Genomic DNA, 18,368 nt, shown 5'->3' on the forward strand with positions numbered 1-18,368 from the left:
TCAGTCTGCGCTCCCACGCCAGGCGCCGAGACCGCCTCGTCCGCATCCGTGAGTGCGCCGCTGCGGGGCCCGGGTCAGCCGACCGTGACAAGGTCTTTGAGGCTTTCGAAGGTCTTCGGCCCGATGCCTTTGACGAGCAGCAGATCATCGACGCTCGCGAACGGCTGCTGGGTGCGATGGCTGATGATCGCCTCGGCTGTGACCGGTCCGACCCCGGGCAGCGTCTCCAAGGTGGTGGCATCGGCGGTGTTGAGGTCGACCTTCCCCGCCTGACCGGGTGCCCCGCCGCTCGCGGCTGCAGATGAATTCGCAGTTCCCGGCGAACCGCCGCCTCCTCCCGCGCCCGCTCCCCCACTTCCATCCGAACCGGTTCCGTCCTGACGGGTTCCGTTCGCCCCAGCCCCGTTCGCATCGGCACCATCGACTCCGGCTGCCGGTTCTTCACCTTCGGTCGGGATGTGGATCTGCTCACCGTCGGCGAGCACGCGCGCCAGATTCACCGCTTCGCCGTCGGCTCCGGCGCTCAGTCCTCCAGCGGCTTCGACTGCGTCCTGGACCCGCGCACCTGCCTTCAGCGTGACCACGGAGGGGTCGTTGACCGCCCCGGTGATATGGACGATCACCTCGCCGTTCGCATTCGCCGACTTCGCCGAGGCGGCTCCTTCCCGTCCTGCGGCTGATCCCCCCGATCCTTCACCGGCTTCTCCTGTTTCACCGCCCTCGCCGGTCGCGGCAGGCGACTGACCGGCGCCTGCGTCTTGGCCGGGATCGTCACCGCCGCCCACGGGCGAATGCTGTGGAGCGGGACGGAAGAGGAAGAAGGCGAGAACGAGGATTCCGACTGTGGCGATGCCGAGAGCTGCCAGCACGGGCAGACGCACGCGACGGGGCTCGACGAGTTCTTCCTCACCGGCGGTGTCGGCGGTATAGACGTCGCCCGGCACCCAACCGCCGCGCTCGGCACTGGCGCCCAGGAGGCCGGCGAAACGATCATCCGGAGACACAGCCATGGTCCGAGGTTAGGAAGCTCCGACACACAGCAGCCAGGGCGGAATCGTCGCCTGTGGACAGCGCATCTGCGTCCACAGCGCAGAGGCGACCAAGTCACCCGAGCATCCCCAGGCAGGAATGTGTGAGTCAGGGTGTGGTCTGCACGGTCACACCGACCGTGCCGGGGCCGACATGCGCGGTGATGATCGTCGACAGCGTCCTGAACGAGGAGTCGAATCCGAGCTCGCGCAGCCGTGAGCTCAACAGCTCGGCATCGGCGGTGTCCATCTCCCCTTCGGCGTTCTGGACCTCGACGTGCACTGTGTCTTCCGGGTCGGCCACCTCCGCAGCGGCCTGCGCGGCCAGGGTGACGATCTTCTCCAGAGCCTTGGTGCGAGTGCGCACCCGGGCCAGCGGAACGACGACTCCGGCGCTGAGACCGAGCACGGGGACGATCTGCAGGGCCCGGCCGAGCAAGGACGACGCGGCGCCGATCCGGCCGCCTCGGCGCAGGTGTTCGAGGCTGCCGGGGGCGAACACGGAACGAGTCTCGGCCGCGCACCAATCGGCGATGGTTCCGGCGATCGATTCGACGTCGAGTCCCTGCCGGATCCCGGCCACGGCCACAGACAGTGCCCCGGCCAGTCCCGCCGAGGTGGTCCTCGAGTCGACGACATCGACGAGGATGTCCTCGGCTTCGGCTGCCTTGACCGCGGAATCGCGGGTGCCCGAGAGCTCCGCTGACATGGTCACGACGATGATGGCTTCCGCGCCGTCCTCGCGCAGCCGTGCATAGGCGTCGGAGAACTGGGTCGGGGTGGCCATGGACGTGGTGACCTCGACTCCGTCGGTCATCTTCGCGCACAGATGCCCGGCATCGACCTCACCGTCGGCGAAGGCGACCCCGCCGATGAGCACGGTCAGCGGCACCACGGCGAAGAGACCGCCGGTGGCCTCGCTGAGCTCTTCGCTTTCGTCAGCGGAGAGCTGCGCCGTGGAGTCGGTGACCAGTCCGATCCTCATGGACGGCCAAGGGCTCGGTAGGTCCAGCCCGCTGCCCGCCACAGTTCGGGAGTGAGCACATTGCGGCCGTCGACGAGCACTTTACCGCTCACGAGTTCGGCGGTCGCCGCCGGGTCGAGGTCGCGGTATTCGCGCCATTCCGTCAGCAGCAGCACGGCTTGCGCCCCGGTGATCGCCTCGGCGGTGTCGGCGACGTAGTCGAGTTCGGGGAACGACTTCTGCGCATTGCCGATGGCCTGCGGATCGGTGACGGTGACCAGCCCGCCCTGGGTGGCGATGAGCCTGGCCACGGCCAGGGCCGGCGAGTCGCGGACGTCGTCGCTGTCGGGTTTGAAAGCGGCACCGAGGATGGTGATCTTCTTGCCGATGAACGACCCGCCCAGGGCATCGCGGGCGATGTCGACCATCCGCACACGACGGCGCATGTTGATCGAGTCGATCTCCTTGAGGAACGCCACCGCTTGATCGGCGCCGAGCTCTCCGGCCCTGGCCATGAAGGCGCGGATGTCCTTGGGCAGGCATCCGCCGCCGAATCCGAGCCCGGCGTTGAGGAATTTGCGGCCGATCCGGTCATCCATGCCGATCGCGTCGGCGAGCTGGGTGACATCGGCTCCCGATGCTTCGCAGAGTTCGGCCATGGCGTTGATGAATGAGATCTTGGTGGCCAGGAACGAGTTCGCCGCGGTCTTGACCAGCTCGGCGGTCGCGAAGTCAGTGATCATCCGGGGCGTGTCCTCGGCGAGGATCGAGGCGTAGACCTCGTCGAGGGTCGCGGTCGCGGCCTGCCCCGGCTCACCGTCGGCGACTCCGTACACGAGACGATTCGGGTGGAGGGTGTCTTCGACAGCATGCCCCTCTCGCAGGAATTCCGGGTTCCACATCATGGCGGCGCCGGTGTCGGAGATGATTCCGGCCAGACGCTCGGCGGTGCCCACGGGAACGGTCGACTTTCCCACAACCACCGACGTCGCAGTCAGGTGCGGGTGCAGGGATGACACGGCCGCATCGACATAGGTGACATCGGCGGCGAACTCACCGGGCTTCTGCGGAGTGCCGACACATACGAAGTGCACGGTGGCGTCGGCGGCACGGGAGATATCGGTGGTGAATTCGAGTTTTCCGCGCTCCTGAGCCTTCACGAGGAGTTCACTCAGTCCCGGTTCGTAGAAGGGCGGACGACCGGAGGTCAGGGCCTCGACCTTCTCCGTGTCGACATCGACTCCCGTGACCTCATGGCCCAGAGACGCCATGGCTGCCGCATGGACCGCGCCCAGATATCCGCATCCGATGACTGAAATCTTCAAACCGAGCTCTCCTGGGTATTGGCATGCGTTTTCGACCACACTATATGCCACCCGGTTGCACGATATGTGGAGGTTGAAACAGTAGGCTTGGAATTGTGAAGCGTTTCCTTGATTTCCTCACCAACTCACCGGCCGCTGTGACGTTTGCGGTGCTCACCGTGCTCGGCATCATCGCCTTCGCCATCCCCGGGCTGCACTCTGCTGCCTGGGTCATCGGACTCGTGCTGTGCCTCGGCGTGATCGCCGCGCTGCTGATGTTCCACGGCGAATGGCGACGTGCCCAACAGCAGATCGACGCACTGCGCCAACAGCTCAGCGTCGAGCGCGGGCGGATGGACACTCTCGGACTGACCCCGGTGGAGGACAAGGTCGAGCTGCTTCCCGATGAGCGTCGCGCCCGTCGCATCCTCGAGCTCATCCCGGATTCGTCGGGCCTCGTCCAGTCCCTGCGACTCGACGCGACCTTCGCCACCGTCGCCGTCGACGAACTCGAGCCGCTCACCACCTTCTGTGCCGAGTTCAAGAAGGCCAGCTTCGACAACCCCCGTTCGCACGCCGCGTTCATGAACCTCTATCGGGCAGCCGAGGGCCTGTCGATCTGGGTGAAGGAGGAGACTCAAGTCTCTCCCGATGATGCCGGCACCCGTGAGATCCGTCCCGGCGATGCCCGCAAGGACGGCTGGCGCGGTTACACCGAGGCTCAGAGCCGGGGCGAACGCCTCAGCGACGACTTCGTCTCCTCCCGATGGGAGTTCAACCAGACAGCACTCGAACTCGGACTCGTCTCAGGCAGTCCGCCGTTCAACGACTGACAACGTTCCACAGCCGACGTTCGACAAACTGTTGGGGCCCTCACATTGTGAGGGCCCCGACTGCTGTCAGTGTTCAGCTGCTCGGCTCAGTGCCGGATCCACCAGGAATCGACCGGAGCCACGGGTGTGCGGCGTTTATGCTCTGAGCGGCGGTACTTCTCGATGAGTGCCGAGGCGGCCGCAGGCTCGATCGCCTTTCCCTCGAGGAAGTCATCGATCTGGTCATAGGTCAGACCCAGCGACGATTCGTCCGTCTGCCCGGGCTCGTCATCGAGCAGATCCGCGGTGGGGACCTTGACGATGAGATTTTCGGGAGCGCCGAGGTGGCGCAGCAGCTCCCGTCCCTGCCGTTTGTTCAGACCTGCCAGGGGGATGACGTCGGCCGCGCCGTCGCCGAACTTCGTGAAGAACCCGGTGACCGCCTCGGCGGCGTGGTCCGTGCCGACGACGAGCGCCTTCTTCTCCCCTGCCAGCTCGAACTGCGCGATCATCCGCATCCGGGCCTTGACGTTGCCCTTGCCGAAATCGGTGATCGGCTCTCCGGTGGCCTTCTCGTACTCCTCGGCGGCCGCATCCGTGGCGGCGCCGATGTTGATCGCCAGCTCATGATCGGCGGCGATGAACGACAGAGCATTCTGGGCATCGGCCTCATCGGTCTGCACATGGTGAGGCAGGCGCACGGCCCAGAATTCGGCATCGGCCCCGCGGCGGCGCAGGTCCTCCACCGCCAGCTGGCAGAGCCTGCCGGCCAGTGTGGAGTCCTGCCCGCCGCTGATGCCGAGCACGAGACCTCTGACTCCGGTGGTGAGCACATAGTCGACGAGGAACTCGACACGGCGGGCGATCTCCGTCGCCGGATCGATCTGCGGTCGCACGCCGAGGGCGTGCCGAATCTCGTCTTGGACTCTGTCGTTCGTCATGCTCACACCAGTCGTAGTCGGGGGCGAAGCGCCGCCGTTCGGCGCCCGCACTCATGCAGTCTCCCAGATGCCGTGTTACGGCGAAGTATCGGCCGGGCCTCAGGCGTCGGGGACGATGTTGACGAGCTTGGGGGCTCGCACGATCACCTTGCGCACTCCGGCGCCGCCGAGGGCCTTGACGGCGTTCGGCGATTCGAGAGCCAGCTTCTCGAGCGCTTCCGCGGTGATGTCCGGGGCCACCTCGAGCCGTGCGCGCACCTTGCCCTTGACCTGGACCACACAGGTCACGGTCTCGGCGACGAGGTGGTTCGGGTCCGCCTCGGGGAAGGCCGCATAGGTGACCGTCGACTCGTGCCCGAGACGTGACCACAGCTCCTCGGCCAGGTGCGGTGCGAAGGGCGCGAGCATGATCGTCAGCGGTTCGAGGACGTCCCGGGTCGCACCGCCCTGCTTGGTGGCATGGTTGGTGAGCACGATGAGCTTGGAAATCGCGGTGTTGAACCGCAGATGGTCCATATCCTCGCGCACACCGTCGATGACCTGGTGAAGGACCTTGAGCGATTCGGCGTCGGCCTCGCCGTCTGCGACCACGGACTCACCGCTGGTCTCGTCGACGAAGAGTCGCCACACGCGCTGCAGGAACCGCTGTGCGCCGACGACGGCGCGGGTGTCCCAGGGGCGGTCCTGCTCCAGCGGGCCCATCGACATCTCATAGACGCGGAAGGTGTCAGCACCGAAGGCGTCGTACATCTCGTCGGGCATGACGGAGTTCTTCAGCGATTTGCCGATCTTTCCGTACTCCCGGTTGACCTGTTCGCCGCCTAACCAGAACGTCAGCTCACCGTTCGATTCGGTTCTCTCCTCCACCTCGGCGGCGGGGACGTAGACGCCGCGGGAATCGGTGTAGGCATAGGCCTGGATGTATCCCTGGTTGACAAGACGGTGGAACGGCTCGGACGAGGAGATGTGCCCGAGGTCGAAGAGGATCTTGTGCCAGAAGCGGGCATAGAGCAGGTGGAGCACAGCGTGTTCCTGTCCGCCGACGTAGAGGTCGGCGCCACCGCGCGGTTTCGAGGCCCGCGGTCCCAGCCAGTACTTCTCGTTGGCGGGGTCGACGAGGCGTTCGTCGTTGTGCGGGTCCGCGTAGCGCAGCTGGTACCACGAGGATCCGGCCCAGTTGGGCATCGTGTTCGTCTCACGCTGGTAGGTCTTCGGACCGTCGCCGAGGTCGAGTTCGATGCTCGTCCATTCCTGATTCCGGCTCAGCGCCGGTTCGGGACGGCTGTCGGCATCGTCGGGCGCGTAGGTCCGCGGGGCGAAGTCGTCGACTTCGGGCAGCTGGACGGGCAGCATCTCGTCGGGCAGAGCGATCGGGGTGCCGTTCTCGTCGTAGACGATCGGGAACGGTTCGCCCCAGTAGCGCTGGCGAGAGAACAGCCAGTCGCGCAGGCGGTACTGGGTGGACTCGGTGGCCAGCCCCTTTCCCGCCAGCCATTCGGTGACCTGGGTCTTCGCCGCGTCGATCTCGAGGCCGTTGATGTCGATCTCGGCATTGGCCGAGTTGATCATCACCCCGGTGCCGGTGAACGGCGCGTCCTCGTCGTGGTCGGCCGGAGGCTGCACGGTGCGGATATAGGGCAGTCCGAACGCCTTTGCGAAGTCCCAGTCACGGGCGTCTTCGGCCGGCACGGCCATGATCGCTCCGGTGCCGTATCCCATGAGCACATAGTCGGCGATGAAGATCGGAACCTCTGCCCCGGTGGCCGGGTTGAGCGCATAGGAGCCGGTGAAGATGCCGGTCTTCTCCCGGCTCTGCTGCCGGTCGGCGTCGGTCTTGGCCGCAGCGGCGCGCTGGTAGGCGGCGATCGCCTCGGCGGGGGTGGCCTCTCCGCCGCGCCACGACGCGGGGGTGGACTCATCCCATGACTCAGCGGTGAGGTCGGCGACCTGCGGGTGTTCGGGGCTGAGGACGAGGTACGTGGCGCCGAACAGGGTGTCCGGGCGTGTGGTGTAGACCTCGATGTCGGAAGCATCGTCACCGGCGATGGGCAGGCGCAGCAGGGCGCCCTTCGACCGGCCGATCCAATTGACCTGCATCGCGTGGATCGCATTCGGCCAGTCCAGCACGTCGAGGTCGTCGATGAGGCGGTCGGCATACGCAGTGATGCGCATGTTCCACTGGCGCAGACGGCGGGTGAAGACCGGGTAGTTTCCACGCTCGGAAAGACCCTCGGCGGTGACCTCTTCATTGGCCAGCACGGTGCCCAACCCCGGGCACCAGTTGACCGGGGATTCGGAGACGTAGGCGAGGCGGTAGCCCTGCAGGACGTTCTCGCGCTCCGTCGAGCTCAGCTCCGACCAGGCGCGACCGTCGGGTGTGGGGCGAGCACCGGAAGCGAACTGCTCGATGAGCGTGTCGATCGGACGAGCCGCGCCTTTGGCCTCACCGTCGGGGGTGGTCGCCTCGGTGTCGTACCAGGAGTTGAAGATCTGCAGGAAGATCCACTGCGTCCATTTGACGAATTCGTCGTCGGTCGTGGCGAAGCGACGGCGCACATCGTGGGCCAGCCCCAGGCGGCGCAGCTGCTCGGTCATGTTCGCGATATTGGCATCGGTGGTGATGCGCGGGTGCTGACCGGTCTGCACCGCGTAGAGATCGGCGGGCAGTCCGAAGGCGTCGTAGGACAGGGCGTGCATGACGTTGTGTCCGCGCATCCGCTGGTAGCGGCCGTAGACGTCGGTGCCGAGGTAGCCCAGCGGATGGCCGACGTGCAGTCCCACACCGGAGGGGTACGGGAACATATCCATGATGTACAGGGATTCGCGCTCACTCAGGTCGGCCGGAGGACCGTAGGGCGACGAAGCATCCTGGGAGTCGAGCTCGCCGAGGTCTCCGGTGGGGTTCGGGGTGTGGAACGTGCCCGATTCCTCCCATGTGCGCTGCCAAGACTTCTCGATCTTTTCGGCCAGCGCCGCATCATAGCGGAAACCGGTCTCCTCAGGGTTCGTCGTCATTACCTTCCTTCGCAGAACAGACGTGAGCGGGTTCTGACCATCGTACTCTGAACGCCCCCTGATTCGACTTGGTTAGACTGCTCACAGGTCAGCGGACGCCGGTTATCTCGGCAAACGTGATCGATTTCACTGAGACCCGGCCGAACTGTAAGATAACCGAGCAGTAACTTACGTCCTCGAAGGAGACTCATGAGCTCAACGACCATGCCGCAGTCGTCAACACCCGTTGTCGGTTTCGAGGTCGATACCGCCTCGTCGACCACCGATATCTTCCTCAGCACCGTCGCTGAGAACCCCAGCCGCCCTCTGGTCGCCAAGCCCGACGGCGACGGTTGGAACGAACTGACCGCGGCCGAATTCCTCGCAGAGGTCAAGGCGGCCGCAAAGGGGCTCATCGCCTTGGGCGTGGAAGTCGGTGACCGGCTCGCGATCTTCGGCCCCACCTCGTATGAGTGGACGCTCAGCGACTATGCCATCTGGTACGCCGGCGGAATCTCCGTGCCGTTCTACGACACCTCTTCGGAGAGCCAGCTCAGCTGGATGCTCACCGACGCCGATGTCACTCGTGGGCTCGTCGCATCACGCGAGCATGCCGATCGGGTGCGAGCGGCGGCCAAGGTCGCCGGACGGGAAGAGCCGGCCCTGCGGGTCTGGGAAGACGGCGCCTTCGCCGATCTCACCGAAGCCGGCAAGGCCGTCACCGATGAGGAGCTCGAAGCCGCTCGCTCGCAGGTCGGCTCCGATTCCGTGGCGACGATCATCTACACTTCCGGCACCACAGGAAAGCCCAAGGGCTGTGTGCTCACCCACGCGAACTTCGTGCAGACCGCCCAGGCCGCGCGCCACCAGATCCCCAGCGTTCTCGACACGAATATGCGCTGCCTGCTGTTCCTGCCGCAGGCTCACGTCTTCGCCCGGTTCATCGAGGTCCTGGCCATCAGCAACGGTGCTCTGCTGGCGCACCAGTCGGATCTGACGAAGCTCACCGACGCCATGGGCAGCTTCCGCCCCTCGTTCATCCTCGGTGTGCCCCGTGTCTTCGAGAAGGTGTTCAATTCCGCGCTGGCGACCGCTCAGGCAGGCGGCAAGGAGAAGATCTTCCGCCGTGCCGAGCAGGTCGCAGTCGCCTACTCGAAGGCACTCGACACCGGCAAGGTGCCGACCGCCCTCAAGCTCCAGCATGCCCTGTTCGACAAGCTCGTCTATTCGAAGCTGCGCGCAGTTATGGGCGGCAACGTCACTCACGCGGTCTCCGGCGGTGGCGCACTCGGCGCTCATCTCGGCCACTTCTTCCGCGGACTCGGCATCATCGTTCTCGAAGGCTACGGACTCACTGAGACCACGGCACCGATCACCGTCAATATTCCGGAGAAGTCGAAGATCGGAACTGTCGGCGTGCCGCTGCCGGGCGCCTCGGTGGCGATTGCTCCCGACGGTGAGATCCTGGCCAAGGGCGTGCCGGTCTTCCGCGAGTACTGGAACAACCCCGAGGCCACGGCCAAGGAGTTCCACGACGGCTGGTTCGGCACCGGTGACCTCGGCTCACTCGATGACGACGGCTACCTCACGATCAACGGCCGCAAGAAGGAGATCATCGTGACCTCCAGCGGCAAGAACGTCGCCCCGGCTCCGCTCGAAGATGTGCTGCGTCGCCACCCGATCATCGGCCAGCCGGTGCTCGTCGGCGAGAACCGCAGATTCGTCTCGGCGCTGATCTTCCTCGATTCAGAGATGCTGCCGGGCTGGCTGAAGAATCACGATCTGCCGCAGATGGATCTGCGCGAAGCCGCCGAGGACGATGCGGTCCAGGCCGAAGTGGCCAAGGCCGTCGAACAGATGAACAGGACCGTCTCGCGGGCCGAAGGAGTCAAGAAGTTCACAATCCTGCCGATCGAGCTCAGCGAGGAGAACGGCTACCTCTCTGCCAAGCAGTCGGTCAAGCGTCACCTCATCAACAAGGACTTCGCCGCCGAGATCGACGCGCTCTACGCCGGCTGACGAACAGTCGCTGCCGGCTGGGACACAGTTGCTGAACTCAGCCTGCGGGGTACGGCCCGGGCACGGACTCGAACGGTCTGTCCCGGGCCGTCGTCGTCCCACCTCGGTGGTGGTGGGCGGACTCTTCCCAATCGGGAGGGCACGACAACGGTGACGTCGTCCCGCCTCGGCGAGGGCTTGCCTCAGGGTCGTAAGCTGAGGACAGAAGTCGAACTCATCGATCTCATCGATCTCATTGGAGGCAGCGTCATGTCCGAGACCACCGATCACACACCCAGCTACGTGACCGAAGGGGCGGAATTCAACCGGGATACGAACTACATCGACGATCGCATCCTCAACGATCCCAACGCTCAATGGCCCGTCGAACCCGGCCGGTACCGCCTCGTCGCCGCCCGTGCCTGCCCGTGGGCGAACCGGTCGATCATCGTCCGTCGCCTCCTCGGGCTCGAGGACGTCATCTCCCTCGGCATGCCCGGCCCCACCCACGATGCGCGGTCGTGGACCTTCGACCTCGACCCGGGCGGGGTGGATCCGGTGCTCGGCATCGAACGGCTGCAGCAGGCGTTCTTCGCCCGTTACCCGGACTATCCGCGCGGAATCACCGTGCCGGCCGTTGTCGACGTGCCCACCGGCGTCGTCGTCACCAACGACTTCGCGCAGATCACGGAGGACTTCTCCACCCAGTGGACCGAATACCACCGTGAGGGTGCCCCGATTCTCTGGCCCGAGGAATCACGGGAGGAGATGGAGAAGGTGATGCGCCATATCTACACGGAGATCAACAACGGGGTCTACCGCTGCGGCTTCGCCGGCTCCCAGGACGCCTACGAAGCGGCCTTCGACCGCCTATTCAACGCGCTCGATATCGTCGAGGATCGGCTCAGCCGGTCACGGTTCCTCATGGGTGAGACCATCACCGAGGCGGATGTGCGACTGTTCACGACGCTCGTGCGCTTCGATCCCGTCTATTTCGGTCACTTCAAGTGCAACCGGCAGCCGCTCACTGCGTTCGAGAACCTGTGGGGCTACGCCCGCGACCTGTATCAGACGCCGGGCTTCGGCGACACGGTGGACTTCGAGCAGATCAAACAGCACTACTACATCGTCCACCAGGATGTGAACCCGACGCAGATCGTACCTAAGGGCCCCGATCTCTCAGGTTGGCTCAGCGATCACGGTCGCGACCGGAAGTTCGGCGGATCCCCCTTCGGCGAAGGGACCGCTCCCGGACCCGTCAAGCCCGGCGAAGAGGTCGCACCAACGCATACGGCAGCGGCCTGGGTGAGCTGAGCTGAGGAATCACCTCAGGCTTCGAATTCTCCGGGCTCGATATGATCGTCTTCGGTCGTGTCGAGCCCGGCGGCTCTCTTCCGCCGCTGTTTGCGGATCTTGAACACGATCCACACGATGACGAAGACCACGACGGCGACGATGACGACGTTCTGGAAGTAGCCGGCGTAGGTCTCGACGACCGACCAGTTCTCACCGAGGGTGAAGCCTGCAACGATGAGGATCGTGTTCCAGATCGCGCTGCCGGCCGTGGTCAGCAGCAGGAACTTGGTCAGGCGCATGTCCCGCATGCCGGCGGGGATGGAGATGAGCGACCGGAAGATCGGGATCATCCGACCGAAGAACACGGCCTTGTCCCCGTGCTTGTCGAACCAGTCGACGGTCTTATGCACGTCATCGACGTCGACCAACGGCATCTTCACCGCGATCCGGGCGATGCGTTCGATGCCGATCCACTTGCCCAGCGCCCACAGCAGAACCGCGCCGACGACTGAGCCGATCGTGGCGAAGACGATCGCGGCCACAATATTCATCTGGCCTTGGCTGGAGGTGAATCCGGCCAGAGGCAGGACGAGCTCACTGGGGATGGGCGGGAAGATGTTGTCGAGGAAGACCATGAAGCCGACACCGGCCGGCCCCAGGGTCTCCATGATCGTCACGGTCCAGGCCGAGAACCCGCTGAGATTGTCCGCAGCGCTGCCGCCGGCGGCGAGGACATCGGCAGGGACTCCGCCGGCAGGCAGGCCGGCAAGGCTGTCGGTGGCAACGGGTGCGAAATCGGCAGTCGGAGCGAACGAATCAGTGATCGGCATGGTCAAAAGTCTAGATAAGGGCGCGGCCCGCCGCTCACAGTACGCTCTCAGCGGCTAGTGTGGAAACGAACACCTCAGACCGGAATACGAACGCACCTTGCGGATACGCATCGAAGGAGCACACACGTGGCACCTGCCAAAGTACTGGCCTCGCGCAACACCGTCGCTGAGGTCGGCCACAATGCCGTCAACCGACCCGGACCCGCCCACCTCATGCGCGCAGTCCAGCGTTTCGGACAGCGTCTGGGCAATCAGTTCGGCGCCGCGATCACCTACTTCCTCGTTCTCGCGGTCATGCCCATCGCCATGGTCAGCCTCGCAAGCATCGGCTTCGTCCTCGACGTCGCACGCCCCGAGCTCCTTCCCGAGGTCACCAAGCAGATCGAGACCTTCACCGCCGGCAACTCGTCGCTGACCGAGCAGCTCGAGAGCTTCCTCCTCGACTGGCAGGGAGTGGGAATCATCGGTATTCTCACCGGCCTTTACACAGGTCAGGGATTCATCGGCAACCTCGGTGCCGCGGTGCGAGCTCAGCTGCACGACGACTTCGACGATGCCGTGCCGGAGAAGTCCTTCGTCAGCAAGGTCATCAACAACGTGATCACCCTCATCGGCCTCATCATCGGCCTCCTCCTGGCCGTGGCGCTCACCGTCGTCGGCACCGGCTTGCGCTCGATGATCGCCGACTTCCTCGGGCTCGGCGGATTCGCCGGCAGCCTGCTGTTCATCGTTCCGGTCATCCTCACGTTCGGAGCCGCCTGGCTGATCTTCTGGTTCCTGTTCACGATGCTGCCGGAGAAACCGGTGGACAAACAGGCGAAGAATCGCGGCTCGCTCATCGGCGCGACCGCGTTCCTCATCCTCATCAACTTCTCCACAGTGCTCGTCAACCTCTTCTCCGGGAACAAAGCCGCCGGTGTGTTCGGGTCGATCATCGCGATCATGCTCACGCTCAACGTCTTCGCCCGCATCATCCTGTTCATCGCCGCGTGGATCGGCACGGCGAAACCACCGCGGCCGCGTGAAGAAGAGCAGGAGTATCGGTTCGTCGAACCGAAGGTGCAGGCGCAGAGCCTCGGCGCGCTCATCACCGGTGCGGGAATCGTGGCGCTGACCCTGCTGGGCTTCAAACGGTTCGAGGAACGCCGGTCCGATCGCGAATAGGCGAGACGGTAGACTGTTGGCGCATCCGTTATAACTGACCGAGGGGACACGACCTTTGACTGACGCTACGACTGCTCGCCTGGACGATTGGGCGAAGAAGCAGACCGCCGCCGAAGAACTCATTCCGCTAGTCGGACGCCTGTACCGTGAGAACGACGTGCTTCTGACCCTGTTCGGGCGGTCGCTGCTGAACAAGTCGGTGACCGGCATGATCAAGGCGCACCGCTATGCTCGCCACTTCCTCGGCGAAGAGCTCGACATCCAGATCACCCACCGCATCGTCAAGGCGCTGTCCGGGCTCAACCTGGCTCCGGCCCGCATCGATCTGGGCCGTCTCATCGAGAAGCTCGATGATCCGAACGCCGACGTCGACGCCTTCCTCGCCGCCGAGCTCGCCGAGGTCGTCGAGTCGCAGTCCGGCAAGGGTGAGGTCCGCGACGTCGTCCTCTACGGCTTCGGTCGCATCGGCCGTCTGCTCGCCCGCATCCTCATCGATCGCGCTGGCGGCACCGGTATGCGTCTGCGTGCGATCGTCGTGCGCCGCAATGGGGAGAACGACATCGTCAAGCGCGCCTCCCTGCTGCGCCGCGATTCGGTGCACGGAGCCTTCGACGGCAGCATCGTCGTCGACGAAGAGAACAGCACCATCCAGGCCAACGGCACCCTCATCCAGGTCATCTACTCGAATGACCCGTCGGAAGTCGACTACACCGCCTACGGAATCAACGACGCCATCATCGTCGACAACACCGGAAAGTGGCGTGACGAAGAGGGCCTGTCCAAGCACCTCGCGTGCCCCGGTGCGTCGAAGGTCCTGCTCACGGCTCCCGGCAAGGGCGATGTGAAGAACATCGTCTTCGGAGTCAACGACGACGCGATCCTCGACACGGACACCATCGTATCGGCCGCATCCTGCACGACGAATGCGATCACCCCGGTGCTCAAGGCCATCAACGACAAGTTCGGTGTCCGCAACGGCCACGTCGAGACGGTCCACTCGTTCACCAACGACCAAAACCTCATCGACAACTTCCACAAGGGCTCCCGCCGCGGCCGTGCGGCCGGCCTCAACATGGTCCTCACCGAGACCGGTGCCGCCAAGGCCGTCGCCAAGGCTCTGCCGGAGCTGGCCGGGAAGCTCTCGGGCAATGCGATCCGCGTACCCACCCCGAACGTGTCCATGGCGATCCTCAACCTCAACCTGGACAACGCCACCACCGTCGACGAGCTCAACACGTTCCTCCGCGAAGTGTCGATGCATTCGCCGCTGCGCAACCAGGTCGACTACGTCACCTCTCCCGAGCTCGTGTCCACCGACCTCGTCGGCTCCAAGCGGGCCGGTGTCGTCGACGGTCTGGCCACGATCGTCGATGAGGACCGCGTCGTCGTCTACGTCTGGTACGACAACGAATTCGGCTACTCCTGCCAGGTCGTGCGCTGCGTGGCCAAGATGGCTGATGTCGACGTCCCGGCCTTTCCCTGATATCGCCGAGGCGGCCCACCGAACCGTTCGGATGAGCGTTCGGTGACCCGCTGAGACAGGCGCCCGGAGTCTCACGACTCCGGGCGCTTTCGTCATTCACCGGCAGAGTCACCCCTTTCACCTCCTGCGATCGCAAGTTCTGCACTTCGGGCCGCACCATCCTTCACCGGTACTGCTACGCCCTAGACCTCCCACCGAAACCTCTCGGGAATGACAAAACCTCCCGTAGGAACGAGAGGTTCTGCCGGCAACGAGGTGTTCTGCCTACTTCGCGGCGTCGGACTCCATGGCCTCATGCAGCCAGATCGGGGTGAAGGTGGCGAATCGCTCCGCCAGATCGTCGTCGCTGTCGAGGATGACGGCGAGTCGGTCATCGGCATTTGCCAGCTCATTCGCCCAGATGGGACCCAGGCAGGCCAACAGCAGGCAGGCGATGACGACGGCGCCGGCCAGGATCGGAGTCTCGGCCCACAGCAGCATGCCGAACAGGATACCGACGATGGCGAAGCCGACCGCGACGGCGAGTCCGGCATTCCGAGTCCGCGGCGCCTTGGCACGAGCCGGTCGCGACGCAGCGATCGAGTCGAGCACGTCCCGGTTGATCCGCGTCCAGGCGATGATCGCGCCCAGCGCGCAGACGATGCCGATCATGATGAGGCTGAACGCCGAGAACAGCAGCACCGCATCGATGTGATCGCCTTGGGCTTGGAGCGCGGCCCCGAGTCCGGCGACGAGCATCGCCAGGGCGAGCACCAGCATGCTCAGCAGACGGGCACGGCGCACGGCGATGAGTTCGGCGATCACCCTGGCCAGGAAGACCCGCTGTGCCGCGGGGTCGTCGGCCTGGCTCACCGCACGTACCCGAGCTTCTTGTCCACGGTGTGCGGGAACTGCTCCCCGGCCAGATACTGTTCGAACAGGGCGTGGAACTGCTCGGCCAGTCGCATTCTCCACCCGTCGGTATCACCGCTCATATGCGGGGTGATGATGACATTGTCCATCGACCACAGAGGATGGCCGGCGGGCAGCGGCTCTTCGTCGAAGACGTCGAGTCCGGCCCCGCCGATCTGCCCGTCGCGCAGTGCGGTGACGAGTGCGTCGGTGTCGACGGTGTCTCCGCGTCCGACATTGATGAACACGGCTGTGTCGTCCATGGCCGCGAACGCCTCGGCGCCGATGAGCCTCTCGGTCTTCTCCGTCAGCGGTGCGATGTCGATGACCCAGTCGAATCCGGCCACGTGCTCGGGCAGGGTGGCGGAGTCGATGACCTCACCGAAGTCGGCGTCGCCGCTGCGGGCGCGCGATCCGGCTCCGGTGACGTCGATGTCGACGGCCTTCAGCAGGCGTGCGATGCCCCGGCCGATCGCTCCGGTGCCGACGATGAGAGCCTTGGTGCCGGCGATATCGCGCGTCGACCGGCGGTTCCACTTCTTCGCGGCTTGATCGGACAGCGAGCCGATCGAGCTCTTCGCGTGCATGAGGATGTAGCTGAGGACGAACTCGGCGATCGGGCGGTCGAAGATCCCGCGGGCGTTCGTCACGGTGACCGGTGATTCGACGAGCTCATCGAAGAGGAGCGAGTCCACGCCGGCTGCGGCGGCATGGACCCACCCGAGTCTGTCGGCGCTGCCATAGGCATCCTTGAGCGCGGTGGAGAAGAAATCCCACATCAGCAGCACATCGGTGCCGGGCAGCGCCTGGGCCAGGGTCGACGCCTCGGCGATGCGCAGTTCGATCCCGTCCCGCTCCCCCAGATCAGTGATCAGTGCGGGGATCTCGGTCCCGGGTGAGTTGAGTATGGTCAGTACCGTCATTCCTCGGCTCCTTGGACAGTGGGCTTTCTGCCACACTAACCGATGAAGTCTCTGCCGGGGTGGAAACCGGCGCGGACACGACACCCGCGCGCTCGGCTTCGACATCGAGGCTCTCGCGCTTCGCCGGTTCGCTCTTCAGGGTCTGTGCCAGCGGAGTGTTCGGCAGGAAGCAGAGGAAGACGAAGCCGAGGACGGCCAGCGGAGCCACCCACAGGAACAGGGGCACGAGGGCGTCGTTGTAGGAGGTGATGATGAGCGAATGCATCGGCTCCGGCAGCTTCGACACGATCTCCGGGGTCAGCCCCGTCGAGGAGACCTTGGGCATGTGGCCGTGCGGGGCCGCCTTCGCGATCTCCGTGATTCCGGACTTGATGTTGTCCATGAGGCGCTGGGTGAACACGGATCCGATGAAGGCCATGCCGAGGGTGGCACCGACCTGGCGGAAGTAGTTGTTCGACGCGGTGGCAGTGCCGACCATGGACACCGGGAAGGCGTTCTGGACGACGAGGACGAGTGTCTGCATGCTCAGGCCCAGTCCGAGTCCGAGCAGCGCCAGGCAGCCGATGGTCTCCCAGGCCGAGCTCTCGGCCTTCAGCTGGGAGAGCAGAACGAGCGAGCCGGCCATGATGAGGATGCCGGTCAGAGGGTATTTCTTGTACCTGCCGGTGCGGGAGACGATGAAACCGACGAGCGTCGAGGACACGAGCATGGTGCCCATCATCGGCACCATCATCAGACCGGCGACGGTGGCGTCGATCCCGTGGACCATCTGCAGGTAGGTCGGCATATAGGAGAGCACACCGAACATGCCGATGCCGACGAAGAGACCGGCGATCGTGCACAGCAGGAAGTCGCGGTTGGTGAATAGGTGCATCGGGATGACCGGTTCGCTGACCTTGAGTTCGACGAAGACGAAGGCGACTGCGGCGATCACTCCGGTGACGATGAGCCCGTTGATCTGCCAGGATCCCCATTCGTAGTCGTGTCCGCCCCAGGCGGAGGTGAGCACGATGCAGGAGGTGACGATCGAGATGAGCGCCATGCCGATGACGTCGATTTTCGGACGAGGGCCTGCACCTTTGGTGTGCTTGGGCACCTTGAGGAACACGGCGGCGGCGATGAGGGCGATGATGCCCAACGGGAAGTTGATGGCGAAGGTCCAGCGCCAGCCGGGTCCCTCTGTCAGCCAGCCGCCGATCAGCGGTCCGGCCACGGAAGACACGGCGAAGGCCGAGCCCATGATGCCCATGTACTTGCCGCGTTCGCGGGCGGGGACGACGGAGGCGATGATCGACTGCGAGAGGATCATCATTCCGCCGCCGCCGATGCCCTGGAGTACGCGACCGAAGATCAGTGTCGACATCTCATTCGCGATGAGGGCGAAGACCGACCCCAGCAGGAAGCAGCAGATGGCGAACATGAACAGCGGCTTGCGTCCGAACAGGTCGCCGACCTTGCCGTAGACGGGCATCATGATCGTTGAGGCGAGCATGAATGCGGTGGAGACCCACAGCATCTGGTCGACGCCGTCGAGTTCGCCGACGATGGTCGGCAGCGCGGTGGCCAGCACCGTCTGGTTGAGCGAGAACATGAACATCGCGATCATCAGGCCGACGAAGAGCAGAATGGTCGCTGAGGTGGCCATCGGCTCTGTCTGTGCGTCGGGTCCCGCAGGGGCGGAGTTCTTCGAGGTGGTTGCCGTCATCGTCTTCTCATCGGTTTCGTGGTTGCTTCTCATCA

The 18,368-nt window shown here is 64.9% G+C and carries 14 protein-coding genes; 5 read left to right on the forward strand and 9 right to left on the reverse strand.

The genetic code is table 11. The annotated features are described in order from the left end of the window. Positions 1-74 precede the first annotated feature (74 nt). The 3 genes from HK353_RS04085 to HK353_RS04095 form a co-directional block, all read right to left on the reverse strand. Positions 75-1,010 carry a ComEA family DNA-binding protein gene (locus HK353_RS04085; RefSeq protein WP_173152715.1) on the reverse strand — a complete coding sequence of 312 codons (936 nt, stop codon included), beginning with the start codon at positions 1,008-1,010 and terminating at the stop codon, positions 75-77. 127 nt (positions 1,011-1,137) lie between these two features. After that, positions 1,138-2,013, reverse strand: coding sequence for a DegV family protein (locus tag HK353_RS04090; protein WP_173152718.1), 876 nt, complete (start codon positions 2,011-2,013; stop codon positions 1,138-1,140). Next, entirely contained in the window at positions 2,010-3,317 is a 1,308-nt protein-coding gene (locus HK353_RS04095) for a UDP-glucose dehydrogenase family protein (protein WP_173152721.1), read from the reverse strand. Before HK353_RS04095 ends, HK353_RS04090 begins: the two co-directional genes overlap by 4 nt. Before the next feature lie 95 nt (positions 3,318-3,412). Between HK353_RS04095 and HK353_RS04100 the strand changes: the two genes are divergently transcribed. Continuing rightward, the gene (locus HK353_RS04100; protein WP_173152724.1) at positions 3,413-4,129 is read left to right on the forward strand and encodes a hypothetical protein; all 717 of its coding nucleotides are present in this window, start codon (positions 3,413-3,415) and stop codon (positions 4,127-4,129) included. Between the two features lie 86 nt (positions 4,130-4,215). Here HK353_RS04100 and nadE read toward each other — a convergent pair whose 3' ends face one another. After that, a complete protein-coding gene (gene nadE / locus HK353_RS04105; protein WP_173152739.1) occupies positions 4,216-5,049 on the reverse strand; it encodes an ammonia-dependent NAD(+) synthetase in 834 nt (277 codons plus the stop codon). Between the two features lie 99 nt (positions 5,050-5,148). Then, the gene (gene leuS / locus HK353_RS04110) at positions 5,149-8,064 is read right to left on the reverse strand and encodes a leucine--tRNA ligase (protein WP_173152742.1); all 2,916 of its coding nucleotides are present in this window, start codon (positions 8,062-8,064) and stop codon (positions 5,149-5,151) included. Between the two features lie 189 nt (positions 8,065-8,253). On the opposite strand from leuS, the gene HK353_RS04115 reads away from it, so the two are divergent. Next, the gene (locus HK353_RS04115; protein WP_173152745.1) at positions 8,254-10,062 is read left to right on the forward strand and encodes an AMP-dependent synthetase/ligase; all 1,809 of its coding nucleotides are present in this window, start codon (positions 8,254-8,256) and stop codon (positions 10,060-10,062) included. 249 nt (positions 10,063-10,311) lie between these two features. Further along, positions 10,312-11,355, forward strand: coding sequence for a glutathione S-transferase C-terminal domain-containing protein (locus HK353_RS04120; RefSeq protein ID WP_173152748.1), 1,044 nt, complete (start codon positions 10,312-10,314; stop codon positions 11,353-11,355). Positions 11,356-11,369: 14 nt separating this feature from the next. Here the strand turns inward: HK353_RS04120 and HK353_RS04125 are convergent, their stop codons facing one another. After that, complete coding sequence (locus HK353_RS04125) at positions 11,370-12,005, reverse strand: DedA family protein (RefSeq protein WP_173153234.1); 636 nt, start codon at positions 12,003-12,005, stop codon at positions 11,370-11,372. A 288-nt stretch (positions 12,006-12,293) separates the two neighbouring features. On the opposite strand from HK353_RS04125, the gene HK353_RS04130 reads away from it, so the two are divergent. After that, positions 12,294-13,331: a YhjD/YihY/BrkB family envelope integrity protein gene (locus tag HK353_RS04130; RefSeq protein WP_173152751.1), complete on the forward strand. Its 1,038-nt coding sequence runs from the start codon at positions 12,294-12,296 to the stop codon at positions 13,329-13,331. Positions 13,332-13,386: 55 nt separating this feature from the next. Then, the gene (locus tag HK353_RS04135) at positions 13,387-14,814 is read left to right on the forward strand and encodes a glyceraldehyde-3-phosphate dehydrogenase (protein ID WP_173152754.1); all 1,428 of its coding nucleotides are present in this window, start codon (positions 13,387-13,389) and stop codon (positions 14,812-14,814) included. A gap of 264 nt (positions 14,815-15,078) precedes the next feature. Here HK353_RS04135 and HK353_RS04140 read toward each other — a convergent pair whose 3' ends face one another. The 3 genes from HK353_RS04140 to HK353_RS04150 are packed head-to-tail and all read right to left on the reverse strand — an operon-like array spanning position 15,079 to position 18,366. After that, positions 15,079-15,666: a hypothetical protein gene (locus tag HK353_RS04140; protein WP_101547275.1), complete on the reverse strand. Its 588-nt coding sequence runs from the start codon at positions 15,664-15,666 to the stop codon at positions 15,079-15,081. After that, positions 15,663-16,628 (reverse strand): D-2-hydroxyacid dehydrogenase, encoded by a 966-nt coding sequence (locus tag HK353_RS04145; RefSeq protein ID WP_173152757.1) that lies wholly within the window; start codon positions 16,626-16,628, stop codon positions 15,663-15,665. Before HK353_RS04145 ends, HK353_RS04140 begins: the two co-directional genes overlap by 4 nt. Next, positions 16,570-18,366 carry an MDR family MFS transporter gene (locus tag HK353_RS04150; RefSeq protein ID WP_173152760.1) on the reverse strand — a complete coding sequence of 599 codons (1,797 nt, stop codon included), beginning with the start codon at positions 18,364-18,366 and terminating at the stop codon, positions 16,570-16,572. Before HK353_RS04150 ends, HK353_RS04145 begins: the two co-directional genes overlap by 59 nt. Positions 18,367-18,368 lie beyond the last annotated feature (2 nt).

It is taken from the genome of Brevibacterium permense, from assembly GCF_013280495.1.
In the GTDB taxonomy this organism is placed as follows: Bacteria; Actinomycetota; Actinomycetes; order Actinomycetales; family Brevibacteriaceae; genus Brevibacterium; species Brevibacterium permense.

Coding starts and splice junctions, on each gene's coding strand:
- HK353_RS04085 (WP_173152715.1), bottom strand. CDS start 1,010: ATGGCTGTGTCTCCGGATGATCGTTTCGCCGGCCTCCTGGGCGCCAGT.
- HK353_RS04090 (WP_173152718.1), bottom strand. CDS start 2,013: ATGAGGATCGGACTGGTCACCGACTCCACGGCGCAGCTCTCCGCTGAC.
- nadE (WP_173152739.1), bottom strand. CDS start 5,049: ATGACGAACGACAGAGTCCAAGACGAGATTCGGCACGCCCTCGGCGTG.
- leuS (WP_173152742.1), bottom strand. CDS start 8,064: ATGACGACGAACCCTGAGGAGACCGGTTTCCGCTATGATGCGGCGCTG.
- HK353_RS04115 (WP_173152745.1), top strand. CDS start 8,254: ATGAGCTCAACGACCATGCCGCAGTCGTCAACACCCGTTGTCGGTTTC.
- HK353_RS04120 (WP_173152748.1), top strand. CDS start 10,312: ATGTCCGAGACCACCGATCACACACCCAGCTACGTGACCGAAGGGGCG.
- HK353_RS04125 (WP_173153234.1), bottom strand. CDS start 12,005: ATGGAGACCCTGGGGCCGGCCGGTGTCGGCTTCATGGTCTTCCTCGAC.
- HK353_RS04145 (WP_173152757.1), bottom strand. CDS start 16,628: ATGACGGTACTGACCATACTCAACTCACCCGGGACCGAGATCCCCGCA.
- HK353_RS04150 (WP_173152760.1), bottom strand. CDS start 18,366: ATGAGAAGCAACCACGAAACCGATGAGAAGACGATGACGGCAACCACC.